The sequence below is a fragment of the Desulfomonilaceae bacterium genome (genome assembly GCA_041662605.1).
In the GTDB taxonomy this organism is placed as follows: Bacteria; Desulfobacterota; Desulfomonilia; order Desulfomonilales; family Desulfomonilaceae; genus CAJBEZ01.
The window spans coordinates 47,112-64,521 of record JBAZSD010000012.1 but is presented as its reverse complement, the minus strand read 5'-3'; the positions used below and the strand labels follow the sequence as shown (position 1 = coordinate 64,521).

17 protein-coding genes and 1 pseudogene are annotated in these 17,410 nt (G+C 45.4%); 11 read left to right on the top strand and 7 right to left on the bottom strand.

Annotated elements, in window-relative coordinates:
• Positions 1-115: 115 nt before the first annotated feature.
• Entirely contained in the window at positions 116-1,096 is a 981-nt protein-coding gene (locus WC647_11200) for a hypothetical protein (protein ID MFA6222866.1), read from the bottom strand.
• Positions 1,097-1,316: 220 nt separating this feature from the next.
• Here WC647_11200 and WC647_11195 point away from each other — a divergent pair, with 220 nt between their 5' ends.
• Entirely contained in the window at positions 1,317-2,099 is a 783-nt protein-coding gene (locus WC647_11195; GenBank protein ID MFA6222865.1) for a metallophosphoesterase, read from the top strand.
• A gap of 10 nt (positions 2,100-2,109) precedes the next feature.
• Here the strand turns inward: WC647_11195 and tsaB are convergent, their stop codons facing one another.
• Entirely contained in the window at positions 2,110-2,799 is a 690-nt protein-coding gene (tsaB, locus tag WC647_11190) for a tRNA (adenosine(37)-N6)-threonylcarbamoyltransferase complex dimerization subunit type 1 TsaB (protein ID MFA6222864.1), read from the bottom strand.
• Between the two features lie 73 nt (positions 2,800-2,872).
• Entirely contained in the window at positions 2,873-3,946 is a 1,074-nt protein-coding gene (gene rseP / locus WC647_11185) for an RIP metalloprotease RseP (GenBank protein MFA6222863.1), read from the bottom strand.
• A 131-nt stretch (positions 3,947-4,077) separates the two neighbouring features.
• On the opposite strand from rseP, the gene nadD reads away from it, so the two are divergent.
• Both nadD and rsfS read left to right on the top strand, forming a co-directional pair.
• Positions 4,078-4,710, top strand: a complete 633-nt coding sequence (nadD, locus tag WC647_11180; GenBank protein ID MFA6222862.1) for a nicotinate-nucleotide adenylyltransferase — start codon at positions 4,078-4,080, stop codon at positions 4,708-4,710.
• A gap of 20 nt (positions 4,711-4,730) precedes the next feature.
• Complete coding sequence (gene rsfS / locus WC647_11175; GenBank protein ID MFA6222861.1) at positions 4,731-5,168, top strand: ribosome silencing factor; 438 nt, start codon at positions 4,731-4,733, stop codon at positions 5,166-5,168.
• Here rsfS and WC647_11170 read toward each other — a convergent pair.
• Entirely contained in the window at positions 5,155-5,451 is a 297-nt protein-coding gene (locus WC647_11170; GenBank protein MFA6222860.1) for a hypothetical protein, read from the bottom strand. The genes rsfS and WC647_11170 overlap by 14 nt on opposite strands.
• 101 nt (positions 5,452-5,552) lie before the next feature.
• Here WC647_11170 and WC647_11165 point away from each other — a divergent pair, with 101 nt between their 5' ends.
• From WC647_11165 to WC647_11155, 3 genes are all read left to right on the top strand, one after another.
• On the top strand, positions 5,553-5,963 hold the full coding sequence (locus WC647_11165) for a DUF296 domain-containing protein (GenBank protein MFA6222859.1): 411 nt from the start codon (positions 5,553-5,555) through the stop codon (positions 5,961-5,963).
• Between the two features lie 88 nt (positions 5,964-6,051).
• Positions 6,052-6,972, top strand: a complete 921-nt coding sequence (locus WC647_11160; protein ID MFA6222858.1) for a hypothetical protein — start codon at positions 6,052-6,054, stop codon at positions 6,970-6,972.
• The gene (locus WC647_11155) at positions 6,951-7,994 is read left to right on the top strand and encodes an FAD:protein FMN transferase (protein MFA6222857.1); all 1,044 of its coding nucleotides are present in this window, start codon (positions 6,951-6,953) and stop codon (positions 7,992-7,994) included. The genes WC647_11160 and WC647_11155 overlap by 22 nt, the downstream gene beginning before the upstream one ends.
• Positions 7,995-8,440: 446 nt before the next feature.
• On the opposite strand, the gene WC647_11150 is transcribed toward WC647_11155, so the two are convergent.
• Both WC647_11150 and WC647_11145 read right to left on the bottom strand, forming a co-directional pair.
• Positions 8,441-9,034, bottom strand: a complete 594-nt coding sequence (locus WC647_11150) for a lytic transglycosylase domain-containing protein (protein ID MFA6222856.1) — start codon at positions 9,032-9,034, stop codon at positions 8,441-8,443.
• Between the two features lie 91 nt (positions 9,035-9,125).
• The gene (locus tag WC647_11145; GenBank protein ID MFA6222855.1) at positions 9,126-9,482 is read right to left on the bottom strand and encodes a hypothetical protein; all 357 of its coding nucleotides are present in this window, start codon (positions 9,480-9,482) and stop codon (positions 9,126-9,128) included.
• Between the two features lie 403 nt (positions 9,483-9,885).
• Between WC647_11145 and gyrA the strand changes: the two are divergent.
• From gyrA to WC647_11120, 5 genes and pseudogenes are all read left to right on the top strand, one after another.
• Positions 9,886-11,607, top strand: a pseudogene (gyrA, locus tag WC647_11140) (DNA gyrase subunit A).
• A 42-nt stretch (positions 11,608-11,649) separates the two neighbouring features.
• The gene (locus tag WC647_11135) at positions 11,650-12,291 is read left to right on the top strand and encodes a DNA gyrase C-terminal beta-propeller domain-containing protein (GenBank protein ID MFA6222854.1); all 642 of its coding nucleotides are present in this window, start codon (positions 11,650-11,652) and stop codon (positions 12,289-12,291) included.
• Between the two features lie 29 nt (positions 12,292-12,320).
• A complete protein-coding gene (locus tag WC647_11130) occupies positions 12,321-13,484 on the top strand; it encodes a hypothetical protein (protein ID MFA6222853.1) in 1,164 nt (387 codons plus the stop codon).
• Positions 13,485-13,716: 232 nt separating this feature from the next.
• Positions 13,717-15,456: a glycosyltransferase family 39 protein gene (locus WC647_11125; protein ID MFA6222852.1), complete on the top strand. Its 1,740-nt coding sequence runs from the start codon at positions 13,717-13,719 to the stop codon at positions 15,454-15,456.
• Between the two features lie 11 nt (positions 15,457-15,467).
• Positions 15,468-16,244, top strand: coding sequence for a phosphatase PAP2 family protein (locus WC647_11120; protein ID MFA6222851.1), 777 nt, complete (start codon positions 15,468-15,470; stop codon positions 16,242-16,244).
• Between the two features lie 56 nt (positions 16,245-16,300).
• Here WC647_11120 and WC647_11115 read toward each other — a convergent pair whose 3' ends face one another.
• On the bottom strand, positions 16,301-17,284 hold the full coding sequence (locus tag WC647_11115) for a class I SAM-dependent methyltransferase (protein ID MFA6222850.1): 984 nt from the start codon (positions 17,282-17,284) through the stop codon (positions 16,301-16,303).
• Positions 17,285-17,410: the final 126 nt, after the last annotated feature.

Sequence of the window (17,410 nt, the reverse complement as noted above, 5' to 3'; positions counted from 1 at the left end):
GAAGTCATTTGTTGAAGGCCACTTTGGATGTTTAGAGTCCCTGACCGGGGCTGGTCAGGGACATTCGGAGCCGGATATCGGCGAAAGACAGTCTTGAAGGGATCGATCGAACGTTTTATTTAACTCTACCCCATTGAAATTTCTTTGAGCTATTTTCCAATGAGTTTGACGAGCCTTGCTCCGGACTTTGAGCAGACACTTGGGCCGTTCCCGGAATGGTGGCGCTTCGGCCGGGTTCAGATCCTACCATTGAGGGCCTACCCTCTATGCCCCACTTAAATGACTGTTTCGATTGCGATGTTTGTTCTCTGACATCCGGGATTTGTTTGCCCCACTTGAAGCCTGAAGCGCTTGGCGCAGGGGGCGTAGACACCGCCTTGGTTTCCTGTCTCACAATATTGGGGCGAGTTCGCTGCGTTCTTATCTGATTAGCGTTTGCGACTGCAGGTGGTTTAGCCTGTCGAACAGCGGCATTGGCGGCAGAGGAAGCCGCTCCTCTGTTGAGGGATTGTGACCCCTGCGGCGGAGTCGCCGCTGCCCCGGATTCCTGACTCTGAGATTCCCTGCCATCCCAATAAATATCATTATTGTAAAGCATTCCTTCTTCCGAACCTCTGGATGCTGGAATCGCAGCGGGTCTCTGGCTGGTTTGCGCTCGTTGCCGGGACGGTGTAACGACCCTCGTGGTTTCTCTGACTTCAGGCGCGCCACCTCTCCCTACCGGTGGAGTCAACCTGGTTCTCAAAGTAGGATGATTGGATTGAGGAGAAGATGAAGGCAAGCCGTATGATCCAGCTCCTAAAGGGGAATTGTCGTATCGACCATAGCCCTGAACGCCGGGGTATTGATCATAGCCATACGGGGCCCGGTTTCCCTGGGCGCCTGACTGTTCCGCGTACCCATACGGTGAACCATAACCGGATGAAGAGTTCTGCCCATAACCTGGATACGATTGAGCATAACCTGACGACCCGTAGGAGCTGTAGTCCTGGCCTTGATATGGTTGATAACCGCCATAATAATCCTGACCTACAGCGATCCCGGCCAGAAAAAGACAGAGAAGCGCGGTAAAACCCGCTCGAAATATTATTTTCATGAACACACTCCTTTAGCCTCAAGCATATCACCATTGATCTTGCGAAAGAACAATGGACGGCGCTCAATAGTTACAATCTTATTTTCATTAGTAATTTTAACTAATTTTGCCATATTAATCAACTCAAATTTGAATCTATGTTCATCCTGTTTCCTTTGAAAACGTTTCTCGGTATCAGACGGTATTGACCCGAACTTTATCCAAGTTTATCCTAGGTCCCATGAAAATAGCCCATCTCTCGGATTTGCATTTCGGAGCGTCAATATCTCCCGAAAAACTGAAGGCCCTCTCATCCGATCTGCTCGACCAACAGCCCGACCTGATCGTGGTGTCCGGAGATGTTACGGACAGGGGTCACACAAAACAGTTCAGACAGGCAAAAAATTTTCTCGATTCAACATGCTCCCCATACTTGACTATCCCTGGAAATAGGGAGACGCCCGTTTTCGCTCCATGGGAACTTCTGTTTCCTTCATTTTCAATGAGACGCTACAGATCCTTTTTTGGTTCAAGCGACCAGGTGTTTTTCAAATCCAAAGAACACCAGGCCGTTTTCTTTGGGCTAAATTCAGTGAGCCAATTTCCTTCATGGCCAGGATCCATTTCCAGAAAGAGCAGATATTGGTTCAAAGAACAGGTGGAAAAGTATTTACCATATCTAAAGGTTCTTTTCCTGCATCATCCCGTGCTCCCTGTCCTACGCGCGTCATCTTTTTGGGCTCACCAACTATCGGATGCCGGAGCAATTCTTACTATATGCGCGCAATCTAAAGTGAAATTGATATTGCAGGGTCATAAACACAGGTCTTCGGTAGTCGAACTTCGAATTCCCGATAATAAAAGCTCCATCATTGTATCGTCTTGCGGGTCTCCTTTGTTGGAACACTGGGACAGCGTATATCACGTCATCAGAATCAACAAAAGATTAATCGAAATTGAACCACGGGAATTTATTGATAGCAAATTCTGGACTAGAACAATCTATGAATTTGACAAATTCTGATTGGACTTAATCAGGAGGACCTGACTGTATCTTTCTTCACCTCTGCGTCGGATCTCCTCACATACACAGGAACGAGCCGATGAATGTCATCTGAAAGACCACACCTTAAACGCTTTTCGGCAAGGATGCCACAAGCCGAAGCAGAAGGCCTAAGCACAGGTTTTAGATAGACATCCCGGTTCTCGAAAATATCCTCTATCAGTTCCTGAGCCCCACAAATAAACACTTCACGTGGTTCGAATCGCGCTATAAATTCCGCCAATTCGCTTTTGTTTACCAGTCTTGGGGATTGAATAATTTCTATGGCCTCGGAACTTTTTTTAACAAAACCCGAGTAAACCTCACCCCTGCCAGCCTCAATTATAGGGACTCCTACATCTCCAATTTCCAAAGCCTGCCAGGCAAGGATCTCCAGAGTCGAAACACCGCAAATTTTTAGGCCTAGCCCAAGAGCTAGACCTTTGAATACAGACAGACCCACCCGTATCCCAGAGAATGATCCGGGTCCTACCGCTACGGCGAGCCCATTGAGGCTGCCGGGTTCAAGATTCGCTATTGTGAGAACTTCCTGGATTGCCCCTGAGATGTTTTCAAGATGTTCCTTGCCAGGCTTCAGGACCAGTTCCTGGATCAGCTTTTCTTCTCTTGTTAGAGCTATACAGAGTTCAGGGGTAGTGGTGTGCGCAGCAAGAATCAGCAATTGAAATCCCTCGACAGACAAATTTTCAAAGACCAACCAAGGTTTACGAAGCCAAGATTAGCTGGTCCGAGACCTAAGGAGACAGTGCCCAACCTTTTGTGACGATCCTGTATATGTCATTGAAAAAGACTAAACCAATCAGGAACACTATGATCAAAAGACCTAACTGAACAGCGACTTCCCTGATTTTCCCGGTGACCGGCTTTCTTATTACCGCCTCGATGAGGAAAAACAAAAGATGCCCGCCATCCAAGACTGGTATAGGAAGCAAATTGATAATCGCCAGGTTAATGCTAATGTAGCTCATGAGAAATATGAAGCTGAAAACTCCGGCTTTCAGGCTTTCGCCGGAAGCCTGGGCAATTGTTATAGGACCACTCAATGCCTTGACGCCTATTTCCCCACGAACCAGCTTAACGACAGTCATGACCACAAGTTTTGTCAAATATCCTGAAAAGCGGACACCTTCACCAATCGAGGCCACAAAGCTCAGTTCAATCTTTTTTCCGGATGGAGCAATGCCTATCCTTCCCTTAAGTTCGCCAAAGACATCTTTTTGATCAGTTAATGTGGGAGTGACGGAAATCTCCTTAACGCTACCATCTCGGTCAACCGTAAAGACGAGGCGCTTGCCGGCAGCGTCTTCTATCGTATTCCTTACGTCATCCCATCGCCAAACGGCCCTGCCGTCTATGGCTTTGATCAAATCCCCGGGTTGAAAACCTGCTTCAATAGCAGGACTGCCAGGAAGAGCCTTGCCGACTTCCGGGGCTAGCACAGGAAAACCCGCTACAAAACCGGAACACAGGAGAATCACAGCAAAGATAAAATTGAAGACCGGCCCCGCGGCCACAATCGCCATTCTTGCCCAAACGGGTTTACCTGTAAATGTCCTGTGTTGTTCTTCAGGAGGGATCTCCTCCTCAGAATCGGGTTCTTCACCGAAGAGTTTCACATATCCGCCCAGAGGTATCCAACTGAGCATATACTCGGTCTCACCCCATTTTCTTTTAATCATTACAGGTGAAAATCCGAGTGAAAATTTAAGGACCTTGACCCCTAGGGCTTTTGCCACAATGAAGTGCCCAAATTCATGAACAAAAATTAAGACGCCTAATAGGACGATAAAACCAAGAATATATTCCAAACTTTGGTCCTCCCGGGGAAGAACCCTCGAATCTTTAAGGATCCGGCAGGATTCCTCTTTTCAATTAACATGTTTAAATATAAAATCTCGTTCCTATAAAACAAGTCATTTCTTCATTATAAGAGATCGTATTGAAAACTGGAATACTTGGCGGAACATTCAACCCCCCACATATTGGACACCTGAGGCTCGCTCAAGAAGCTTCAGAAAGGTTCAATCTCGAGAAGGTCATTTTTGTACCCTGTCACCAACCGCCTCACAAGAATCGGACAGAAATATATCCGGCGCAACATAGATTTAACATGACAAGTCTTGCTTGCTCCGACAACCCGATCTTCGAAGTGTCAGACATGGAATTGAGGTTTCCCATCCCATCTTACACTGTTAACACGTTAAATTATTTTAAATCCCAAACGGATCATCTTGTCTATTTCATAATGGGATCCGACTCCCTGAGTGAGATACGAACATGGAAAGATTACGAAAGACTCTTTACTCTGGCCAACTTTATCATAGTCAATCGACCAGGAATGACCTTTCGCAAAGCCTGGGAAAATCTCCCCGAAGCATTGAAGCGAGAGTTTTCTTGTCATGATGATAAGTTTGTTCACACAAGTGGAACATCAATATTGCGTTCTGATATCAGAGGCTTAAATGTTTCTTCTACGGAATTAAGAAAATTGCTCAAGCGTTCGTCGAGCGCAAAATACCTCACTCCTGAAGCAGTTTTAGAATATATTAAATTACATAACTTATACTCCTAAAAGATAAGAGAAATGGACATATGAATAAATCAGCCAAGCGACTCACAATCCACGATTCCAAAGTAAAAGCGGAAAACCTTCTAAGAACCGCTCTTTCAAAAAAAGCGATAAATCCAGTGCTGATGAGACTGAGCCGACTAACCCCGATTACGGATTATTTTCTTATTGTCTCCGGAAGATCCGCTAGACACGTAAAATCAATAGCGGAGGGAATTCTTGAAGCCGCGTCAGCCACAGGCACACGCGCATATTCAACCGAAGGTTTATCTCAAGGAAATTGGGTGTTGCTGGATTATGGTGAAGTTATAGTTCATGTTTTCCAGATTGCCTCGAGAGAATTCTACGATTTGGAAGGACTCTGGTCGGACGCCCCCCGTGAAATTTTCGCGCCTGATATAATTAAGGAGATTGCGGCATCTAAAGACATCGAGGATGAAGATGACCTCAATCTTTTTTGAATAGAGCTTCCAGTTTGCGTCTAGCGTCCGCAGCTTTTTCCCTCGCGTTTGCTGAACTTTTTCTTTCTGATAGATTGAAATACTCACAAAAATTCCGCCGGTCCTTTACCGAAACTTTTTCCGACTGAGGTTCCTTGCACTGGTTAGAGGCTGTTTGATCATATTCCGAACAATTTAAACAACAAAAGATATCCGAACCACAAACAACACATGTGTCGTTGCGAAATACCTTCTCGGCAAACTCTAGCGGCTCTCCGCAATGGTGACAAAAACCTCTTTTCATATCGTTCCTCTTGCGTTAAGAGTTTGAGACAAGGACACTATACACTTGGCCGTGGTTCACATCTATCTCTTGCGGAAAAATTACTCAAGGAGAAAACAAATATGGGATTACAGTTTTTGGCGCGTCTCCCTAAGGGTCTAGATTTGCTGGACACCATCACCGATGAGTTTCGATCCAGATCAATTCGCAGTGGATCTTTCAATCTGATTGGAGCCTTAACGAAGGCTGTTATAGGTTTCTACAATCCGGGTGAACAAAAGTATAGTTTTAAGGAATTCAATGAAGACTTAGAAATTGTTTCCTGCATCGGTAACATATCAGAAAAGGATGGCGAGATATTCGCTCATGCCCACATTCTGGTTGCAGATCAAAAATTTCAGTGTTTTGGAGGCCATCTCGGACCAGGCTCAATAATTTTCGCTTCCGAACTCTGCGGAATCGAGATACCCGGACACATAATGAGAAGAGAATATGACGAGGCGACCGGACTGATGCTATGGGCAAAATCTTGAAAAGAAGTCAGCCCATTTTTGGGGTCGGCCGCGACGGATTCAAGTCAGTCAAAAATTTCATCGAAAAAATAGGCGCGGTGAAAGCGCCATGAGGATGAATGACTTCATTCTTCTGGTTGTAATTTTCGCTTCCGCTGCGATTGCCATATTTGAACCGGAATTGTGTTCTCCGCTACAGCCTTATCCATTGTATTTCATGATGTTACTGATGTTTCTCAGTTTTTTGAGAATCAACTTCGACTCACTGCTGGATACATCCCCAAGATCCCTCAAGACGACGCTTATCCTTGTACTGTTCAAGTTGGCGATTCTGCCGGCTGTTTTGTATTGGGTCGCTTTGTTGGTAGTTCCGGATTTCGCCATCCCTGTTCTCTTGTTATCTGGAATTTCAACAGGGGTCGTGGCCCCTTTTATAGCTAACTTGTTGGATACTGAGTTGGCGCCTGTGTTGAGAATGGTCATTATCACCTCATTGCTGGCTCCTTTCACTTTGCCGGTTCTCCTTAAAGCGCTCGCTGGTCAGGAAGTCAATATCCCTTTGGAATTGATGATCAGATTACTGGCCACTATCATATTTGTCCCCATGTTGGCCGTAATTGTGGCTCGACGGTTTTTCATGGAGACCTTGGAAAAAATACTTCCGTTTCATTTTCCTATTTCGCTCGTTATATTTGCGATTATCAACCTGGGGGTGTTCTCCAAATACTCTTATTTTTTCTTTCAGAGCCCTAGCGTTCTCCTGTTGAGCCTTGGAGTGGCTTACGGACTTTCCGCAATATATTATCTGACCGGGTTCTTGCTTGTTCCTAAAGAGAGTTCTTCCAATCGTGTAGGCGCCGGAGTAAGTTTTGCAATCATGAACAATGTGCTGGTTATCGTTTTTTCATCACATTTCTTCGGACCCTTGGCGCCAACGCTAGCAGCCATGTACATGTTCCCATTTTTCTCCATGGTAGTTCCAATCAAGATTTTGGTTTCGAGATTCAGATGGCTTTCCCCAATTTTGTAGATTTAAATCGTAGAACCCCCTTGCTGACGGTGGCTTTCTTGCTTTTGACCTCATGGAGTTTGAACTCCTGCTCCATGGGGAATTCCAATTCGACCTTGAAAATCGGCCGGATACTCATGGGAACCCTCGTTGAGGTCACGGTGGTGGGCCCTTCCGACCAGCTTTCAAAGGTGGCAAATTCGGCCCTAGACGAAATCAAGCGAATTGAGGATTTAACATCTTTTCATAAACAGTCTCAACTTAATGAGATAAACGAGAAATCAGGATTAGAGCCTGTTAAGGTGGATCCCGAACTCATAGCCCTCATTCAAAGAAGTCTGGAGATATCACAACTTACCAACGGGGCCTTTGATCCAACTATCGGGGTTATATCAAAACTCTGGAACTTTAGCGGCCCTGAAGGACCCAGGCTACCAAGCCCCGAAGAAATAAATCAGGCGTTAAATAAAGTGGGCTGGAAAAAGGTCCAAATATTTCCTGAAAGATCCGAAATTTATCTTCCTGAACAAGGAATGGCCTTGGATCTCGGAGGAATAGCAAAGGGCTACGCACTGAATCAGGCCGAACAAATCATAAAATCAACGGGAATCAAATCAGCTCTAATAAATGCTGGAGGCGATATTACGGCTTTTGGAGGTAAAGGACCTGGTGTCCCATGGAAGATTGGTATCCAGGATCCGAGAGACCCGTCAGCCATCGCAGCGACAGTCGACATCGAATCAGGATCAGTCTTTACATCGGGTGATTATGAAAGATACTTCGAAAAGGACGGCATACGGTATCACCATATTCTGGACCCCAAAACCGGGTTCCCATCGTCCGCAGTGGAGTCTGTCTCCGTGGTGGCGCCTGATGGCGTACGGGCTGAAGGCCTGTCCGCAGGAATATTTGTTCTTGGCCCCAAGCAGGGAAGCTCTTTACTTGATAAAATGAATAATATTTCGTGTCTAATAGTTAATTCTAATGGGGAATTCGTCATATTACCCGAGGGATCTCGTGTTTTTAAGCCAAGGGATCAGTAATGACTAATGGCGCTAGCCCTATTCTTCTGAGAATTAATAAACCCTATAATTCAAGGAGTTATATATAACTAAATTTTTAGCTTGATCAAAACAGTTTTAAGGGTTAAAATAAGTTAACTCTTTGAATGCGTAACAATATGAAGCAATTTATAAAATATTTATTAATCACTTTGATATTGTTTAGTATGTTATGGCTCGGTGGGTGTGTGAGTTGTCTGCCTCAATACTTAGCTCCGCCGAATGGCCCAGTGTCCGCGTGTTACCCAATGGGACATGACCCATACGTGCCTATGGATCATAATCCTTCGCCACTAAATCCATTCGATTTTCTTAGCTCAATAGCCACACCGTTCTTGTACGGTCCTCCCAGGTAAATACATCTCAGACCGATACCCCATTCTCCGTTTGGAATTTTTTAATTCTGAAGGGACAAAACGAGGAATTAATTATCTGTCCGGGGTCCTCGCAACCAGCATTGGGGCATCTTTATAAGTATGGTAAAGCTGCGCATATCTCTTTTTTATCTTGTTTCTGACAGACATCACCATTCGAGCGTAACCTCTGGCTGCCGCTGGATGATCACTGTTGTATGCGCTTAAAGCTTGTCCTAAATCTCTGTAAAGGCCGAGATAATACTTAAGAACCTGAACACCGCAATCTGCGTTTGTTTCCAGATTCAACAGATCCCTATATTTGACGCCGAACTTTGAGGCCCAAGACGGGGCATGTATCTGAAACATTCCTCTGCAATTTTGGTGGTTTATAATATTGTTGCGAAATCCGCTTTCAACGTAAACCATTGCCATGTAAAGCCACATGTCTCCACAAGTAACTTTTCCAAAGTGTCTATTTCCAGCTCCAGCAATAGCGGTAGCTATATCTCTCGACTGCTTCAGGGGAATTTTCCCCTCGGTCATCTCATTGATGATCACGGAACAAATTGCAATTCCGTTGGCCTGAATTTTTACTTCGGCCCTAAGCGCTATTGGGAATAGAACCAACAAAAGCGTTCCGATTATGGGAACGGCAACTCTTGCCATAAACACCCTCCGTGTTGGCGCTTACCTCGGACTTATCGAACAATCCGATAGTTAAGCGCCTATCCCCTCAAACCCCTCTTGACTGAAATTTCTACTGCTTGGGCATCACCGGTTTTTGAGGGGCCGGAATCTCTACCCGCTTGTTTACGACTTTTGGCTTGTAAAGCTTTCCTTCAACATAATCAAACGGATAGTTCAAAGGCTTCAAAGCCACGTCAGTACACATCTTGACAACGTCCAAGCAGGGGTTGAACAAGCTAAAAGTCGATTTTAGACATTGGTTGAGAATTCCCTCTGTCTTATCGAGCGCTTTGGCTCCCCCATCGTAAACCTGGTTAGTCATGTTTACGATGGTCGATTGACCAGCATTTTTGGCCAAGACAATGGCCGGGCATGAAAGAACAACTATAAGCGTTAGGCAAACGCCCATTTTCAAGATTCCATCCATCCCAGAACCTCCAAAATGTAATAAACCGTTTAATTATTTCATATTTTGTAAGATTATGTCAATCAGATTCAACATAAGAATTATAAATTCGGCAATATTAAGTTGTTATGACCCATATATTGTTATAGTTTAAGAGGCGCCTCGATATAAAATCAGACTCATAAACAAGCCGACTTTCGCATTGGAATATTTGATTCGTTAGACTGAAAATATGAGAATAACTTACGAAGATTTTGAGTCGATCTTTGTCGATAATTTATCGTTGTGTTAATATTACCAGGTCAGAAACTTGGTCTTCGATTCTTGTATATTTACTGAAAAGGAATCCGCATTGGGTAAATCTGCCGAGATTGTAACAGTTGGTATTGAGGAAGAAATTCAAAAGTCATATTTAGATTACGCGATGAGCGTGATCGTGGGCCGCGCGTTACCTGATTTGCGCGATGGTTTGAAACCTGTTCACCGAAGGATCCTGTACGCCATGCACAGGGCCGGAAATATATGGAACCGTCCGCACAGAAAAGCGGCGCGGGCTGTCGGTGACGTGATCGGCCAATATCACCCACATGGTGACACTGCCGTATATGATTCGATCGTCAGAATGGCGCAGCCTTTTTCAATGCGGTATCCGCTTATTGATGGACAAGGTAACTTTGGTAGCGTAGATGGGGATGCGCCGGCGGCCATGCGTTACACTGAAGTTAGAATGGCGAAAGTGTGTCAGGCTATTCTTGAAGATCTGGACAAGGATACGGTCAATTTCATACCCAATTACGATAACACCCAACAGGAGCCTGTCGTCCTCCCTGCCAGATTTCCCGCTTTGTTGATCAACGGCTCCCAGGGTATAGCTGTTGGGATGGCTACCAATATACCTCCTCACAATTTGAGAGAAACAATAGACGCGACAATTCATCTCATCCAGAATCCTGAAGCCTCTATTCGCGAATTGATGAGGTTGTTGCCTGGCCCTGATTTCCCCACGTATGGATTCATAATTGGCAATAAAGGAATAATTGACGCCTACCACACCGGAAGAGGCTCCGTCAGGATGCGAGCCAGGACTCAGATTGAAGACGCCGGTAAAGGCTATCAGAGAATAGCGGTCACTGAAATCCCCTACACAGTGAACAAGGCGCGAATGGTCGAAAATGTAGCAGATTTGGTCAAGGACAAGAAGATCCCGGGTATTAGGGACATTCGGGATGAATCGGACCGCCATGGAATGAGAGTTGTCTTTGAATTAAAAAGGGATGAGAACCCAGAATTGATTTTAAACCAGCTATTCAAGCATACACAGCTACAGACCAATTTTGGAATACAGCTTCTTTGCGTGGATAACCGTCGTCCGCGCACTATGAACCTTAAAGAAATTTTAAGTGGTTTCGTTGATTTTCGCCGCGAAGTCGTAATCAGGAGAACCAGATTCGAGTTGGCCAGGGCAAGAGAACGAGCGCACATACTTGAATGACTTAAAATAGCGCTCGACAACCTGGACGCCGTGATAAGGACAATCAGAGAATCTCCGGATCCTCAGACTGCCAGAGACGCTCTCATAGTAAATTTCGAGCTTACCCAAATTCAGGCGCAAGCGATTCTCGATATGAGGCTCCAACGGCTCACGGGGCTGGAACGCGACAAGATTTTGCAGGAGCTTCGAGATATTCTGGCCAAAATATCGGATTTGGAAGCCCTGCTCGCCTCTGAGGAGAAAATACTCGAGGTTGTCGTATCCGAACTTAGTGAGGTCAAAGATCAATTTGGGGACGACCGGCGAACGGAGATACTCGAAGATCTTGATTCCGATGTTTTGGATGAAGACTTGATTCCTAGAGAAGATGTGGTAGTGACATTTTCGAGCAAAGGGTATGTTAAACGAGTCCTGGCAAATGTTTATAAATCACAGAAGCCAGGGGGCAAGGGGAGAATAGGCGGTAAAATTGCAAGTGAGGATGTTGTAAATCAAATACTGTACGCTTCATCTCATGATGTGCTCCTTTGTTTCTCGAATAGAGGGCGAGTCCATTGGCTAAGAGTTTTCCAGTTACCCGAAGAAGGACCATACAGCCGAGGCCGCGCTATTGTGAATCTCTTGAAATTGGACGAGGGAGAGACCATCAAAAAGGTTCTGTCCATTCCCGAACTGAGCCAGGAGGGCTTCGTGACCATGGTTTCAGCTAAGGGCAAAATCAAGAAAACCTCAATCGCCGAGTTTTCAAGACCAAGATCGACAGGTGTCATTGCTCTGACTATTGATCAGGATGATCAACTAATTGATGTTAATCTCACCAGCGGTGAGAATCACATTCTCCTGGTAACTCGCAAGGGAAAGGCAATCAGATTTCATGAAAGTCAGACCAGACCAATGGGTCGCCAAGCCAGAGGCGTTACCGGCATAAGAATGCGCTCAAATGACGCGGTGATAGCAATGGAAGTCGTATCGGGGGATTCCGGGACATTGTTAACTATTACTCAGAATGGCCTTGGCAAGAGAACTTCCTTGAGCGAATATCCTCCGATCAACAGAGGCGGACAGGGAGTAATCACGATACGGACTACGGAAAAGAGTGGGGATGTCGTCGCCGTCAGGGTTGTAGATGACTCAGACCACATTCTGATACTTACTTCCGGGGCAAAAATAATTCGTTTAAGAATGGAAGAGATATCGGTTATTGGCAGAATCACTCAGGGTCGAACATTGGTGCGGATGGATCCTGGCGAACACGTTCTGGACCTTGCGCGGGTAGAAGCGTCTGATGAAGAGGAAAAGGATTTTGATGAAGAAGTTTTAAGCCCTGACAATCCTTGAAATCAGATGTAATTTTTGGGGGGGATAAAATGCCAAGACAAAAAATGGCGCACCTGTTCCTGTGGTCAGGAATAGCCTTGGGGGCTTGTTTCCTGGCCTTTTCTTGCCTCATTATGTTCCGTTCCTTTACAGATTGGGTAACGTTGAAAAGAGGGGTAGCGCTTTGGGAAGGGAGACTTCACAAGCCTGATGACGTGCTTGGTTATGTTCCTATTCCAGGGGCTCGCGGGGCTGTGGTTCTTCCGAATGGATCCAGGACCTGTGTGTGCTATGATTCTCGGGGTTTTCGCTCTCCATGTATCGCTTCGGGCAAGGAAAACCCGACTCAAAAACAAGATTACCTACTAGCTTTGGGATGCAGCTTCACATTCGGTTTTGGAGTCGAGGCTGAAAACACCTTCTGCAATCTGGTTTCGGACAAACTCAAACTGACGGCCCTTAATGCCGGAAAATGTAGCGGTGGGTTGGCTGAAATGCTCATCCTCGCGAGAAAGGTTATTCCACAATTCAAGCCGAAAATTGTTCTGGCCCAGTATTCTCCATGGCTGGCGGAGCGATCTACTCACCGATATGGACCAACTGTCCAAGGCCTCCTGCCTCATCCATATTTCATAGACGCCACTCCAGGCATTATAAAAATCCACAAACCCGATTTCAAAAGCCAAATATTTGATCATGGCTCAAGAAAAATTGATCTATCTGACGACTCCTTTAGTGGCTTCCTTAATTTCAGCTTCTCCCGGGAATTCCCTCAGTTATTCAGTGACAGATGGAATGCTAGCCTGGTCAGACTAAAAGAGTTGACCGGCCTAGTCCCGGAGCCAATAAAAGATGTCAACCGAATCGAGCAATATGTATACGGTGAAATCGCATCGATCTGCAGGCTGGTTGGATCAGAAATGATTGTAGTAGTTTTGGGGATGGACAACCGGATTCCGAACATCCCCAATTTTTTTTGTAAAACCAATCTACAAGTAGTCAATGCGCAACTTGCCATGATCCAAAGATTGGAAATCGATTCCGTCGAAGCATATTCGCGGAGCTACTACCATTGGGGAGGCAAACCGGTGAAAGTTATTGACAAACATCCCAATGTAGTTGCGCATAAAACTATTGCGAATAGAATTTTAGAAGTTACAAAGATAACTATCGGCTATAATACGACAAACCAGAAGGTTGGTTACTCGTTATGACTTTTTGATTGTTTACAAATCATATTAGCGTGGTGTATATTTAGGGAAATCAGTTTCTAAGCTTGTTTCCCTGGATGAACATCCGGTTAGGCGCATGGCCTCGACTCAGGTCCAACACATCCCGTCCGCTCCGCAAATCGTTGCTCGGAACTCGTCAGGGTCACTTGTTGGGTATATGATTGTGAACTTGGTTTTTTATCGCAACAGATAATGGACAAACTGCGCTAAGATCATGGATCCACGATCAGAGAAATTCAAATTCTCATACACCGCCGCATTTTTCGCGTTAATGATCGCGTGGGGTTTAATCATATGGTTCATTAATCCCGTCGGCGAATTCATGATCAACGATGATTGGTCTTTTGTTAAAGCATTGGAAATACTGAGTCTGGAGGGAGGAATTCCTGCTACCGGCTGGGGACAAGGAGGCCCTTCTTTGTTGACCCATTTGCTGTGGGGCTGGATGTTCACGAAATTGTTCGGTTTCTCCGTGACTGTGCTGCGAATATCCGTGCTCGTTATGGCTGTATTGGGATCAATCGGTCTACTGGAACTGTTGAAACGGACTGGCGCATCACCCTTTCTAGCCTTTTGGGGCGCGATGACTTTAGTGCTCAATCCGCTGTTTTTATCTCAGTCATTCACATTCATGACGGATGTCACTCTGGCCACTTTGATGATTTTTGCTCTGCTGTTGATAAGCCAGGGTTTAGAAAGCGGGCGTCGCTCATTGGTGGGCTTAGGGCTTTTTTTTACTCTGGCGGCGCTGCTAACCCGGCAAATCGCAATAGCTATTCCTATAGGTCTAATTATCACCCTATTGATTAATCCAAAGACTCGATCTTCTAATCTACGACCCGTGACCTTTATGATTCTCTTTATCTCGATTCTTCCCTGGCTTTGCTTCGAATATACCCTCAAAAAGTTGGGAAGCACTTCCTTGACAGATCATGAAGTTATACATGCTATTCTGAATGATCCGCTGCAATTGGGGCTTCACGGCTATGTAGATTTGTTGTTTGGCAGAGTAGTTATCGGCATAGGTTACATCAGTGTAATTGTTTCTCCAATTGTAGCCCTGAGCTTTAAAGAGCTTTTTGCCAGAAGAATCTTTCGCTCGTATTTCCTTGTTACCACCGCTGTCTTCCTGGTTGTCGAGGCGGGCATTGTCCTTGATCTCGTTCATCTTCCCGTAGCCTTCTACCGCAATGTAATATTTAACTTCGGTATTGGCCCCATACTCTTAAAGGACACCTATATTTTACATCTTGCCAGGGCATGGGCCATCCCGGTATCCCTCTATTATTGTTTGGCCTACTGGGCGTTTTTGAATACCGGCGCCTTGGCGTTACTAGCGTATTCATACATTTCAGGCATCTTCAATCAGCCTGTCAGAGGGCGTTCATGTTTAGGCGCCAGTGTCACTTCGATGTTGGGTTTTGTAACTGCCATGGTTTACGTTGGAATAATTCTCTTGACCGGTTATCATGACCGTTACCTTATTCCGGTTTGCATCCTCCTTATTATGTGGCTTGTCAGCGTCATCGGAAGCGCTACACCGTTGATCAGCTTTAGGGTTGGAATGGCGATACCCGCTTTTGTCTGCATGGCTGTAATAGGGATTTTTTCTGTAGCTGGAACACGCGATTTCATGGCTACAAAGACAGCCCTCAAGCAAGCTCAGGATTACCTTGTCCAGGACTGTCACGTATCTCCATGCGCTATCGACGGAGGGTTTGAATTTAATGGTTTCAATTGCTACAAAAAAGGGTTTGTTCAGAAACCGGGCCTGAGCTGGTGGTGGGTAGAAAAAGAGAATTATCTTCTGGCTCTGGGGCCCCTTCCTGGTTATACCGTAGACACTATCTTCCCATTCAAAAGGATCTTTCCTCATGACGGAGCTGTCTACGTACTGAAAAACGCATCTCCCCCTAGTCCTCTTCACGCTGAACTCACGATCCACACGAGATAGATCAGCCGCATATGTCAAAGAGACATCTTATCGTTCCGCCGCGAGTTATCCTCTTAATAGCCCTTGTCGTCTCATCTTTCTTCATTAATGCTTACAATACTGAATTATTCGGACAGTTGAATTCGCTTCATTCTAATTTGTCGGACGCTTTCTGGGTATCCATGACAACAATGGGAGACGGTTTGCTCCTGGGTGTTGTCCTTGGAATGTTCATCATTGTAAACCCAAGGATTACTGTTTTTGGCCTATTATTGCTACTTTCCTCATCTATCACGGTAAATTTCATAAAAGCCATCGTTCCCGAACTCAGGCCCGCCGAGATGTTGGGGGCGGTTCACTTTGTCGGTCCAGTATTAAGGTCTGGTTCATTCCCGTCGGGGCACAGCGCCGCCGCGTTTGCGACTGCCCTTTCGATCGCCCATTTCAGTTCATCCAGAGCGCTTAAAGTTTGTCTATTGTTATTCGGCACACTTGTCGGCCTGTCGCGGATTTTTATAGGAGCGCATTTTCCGAACGATGTCGTTTGGGGAATAATTGTCGCTCTAATCCTTTACGAAGTCTTGTGCGAGTTTTGGTGGCCCAGGATCGAATTTTTTGTTCCGGATTCCCCTCCCATGGATAATAGTTATTTTCGCTTTGCGCTGTCCCTGGAAGTGGCTTTGTCACTGTTTTGCCTTGTGGTATATTCGCAGATGTTTGCTGAATATCCTCCCGCTGCAATCGCCGTTTCTTCAGGGGTCCTGACTTTTTTCGTAATAGCGTTCGTAAAGATTGTTAAGAATTATTAGCTAAGGGACATGCCATTTCAATTGGTCTTGACTGTTCCTCCTAAGCATGTCTCCATTTACTCCTGTTTTCGAGCTATGACGGTTATCACTCCATAGTTTTTGGTCCATTTGGATAGATTTGCCAACATGAGACCAAGCCCCAGATCTAATCCATCGACGACGATATCCAACGGAGAAACCGTTCTCAAAACATCCCTAACCCAATCACCATAATGCACACTTACGGACCGGTTCCTGAGGAGAGCAACCGACTTATTCTGATAAACTGAACAAACCGGATCTTTCTTCTCGAATAGAACGTGCCAGCCATACCTTAACAGCCCGAACGGATACGATCGGTAGACCTTTCCATTGTGGAGAATCGTCTCCACGCGCATGCCATATTTGAGCAGATAATCTTTTGTGGTTGATGGTGTGAAGAGCCAAAGATGCCTAGGAACGTCTTCGTCGCAGGACAACTTCATGCCCGGCGCCGAAACGTTTGGCACGGTGAAAATAAAGGCTCCGTCTTTATCCAGAAGTTTTCCAATTTTCTGAAAGAATAGGGAAGGATATCTCACGTGTTCCAATACTGCCCATGAGGTTATTACATTATAGGATTCTCCCGGATAGTCCATGCTCGGAAAATTTCCCAATCGAATTTTGACATCATTTTTAGAGCTTCCCCAGTCTGCAAAATCTACTCCCTCCGCATCCCAGCCTACCTGGGAGGCGAACTTTATGAAGTGGCCCGTTCCACATCCAACATCCAACAACCGCCTACTACCCTCCTGCATAGGTGGTAACAGGCGGATCATTTCCCTAAAAAGTGATCCTAGAAAAGGTTTCTCGGTTAGATAGTCCGAGGGATAAAGCAAGCGTGTGCATTCTTCAGACGGCATCGGATTTACAAATACCATCCCGCATTCACACTCAACGACATGGAATTCCAATCCCGTAACGTGGTCTATTTTCGAATAAATTATCTCATGGTTCATTGAACCGCACAAATCACAAGGCGTATATTCCATTTTAATCAATTCATTAAAAGCTCTTGTCATGCCCCGACTCCAAACGAAACCTTTCATTGCTCAGATAAACGTAAACGAATCTGGTTCGATATAATGTCCCAGATATAGCGCTTGTGAAGAGATCGCCACAATTTCTTCACACAAACATGATAGCTG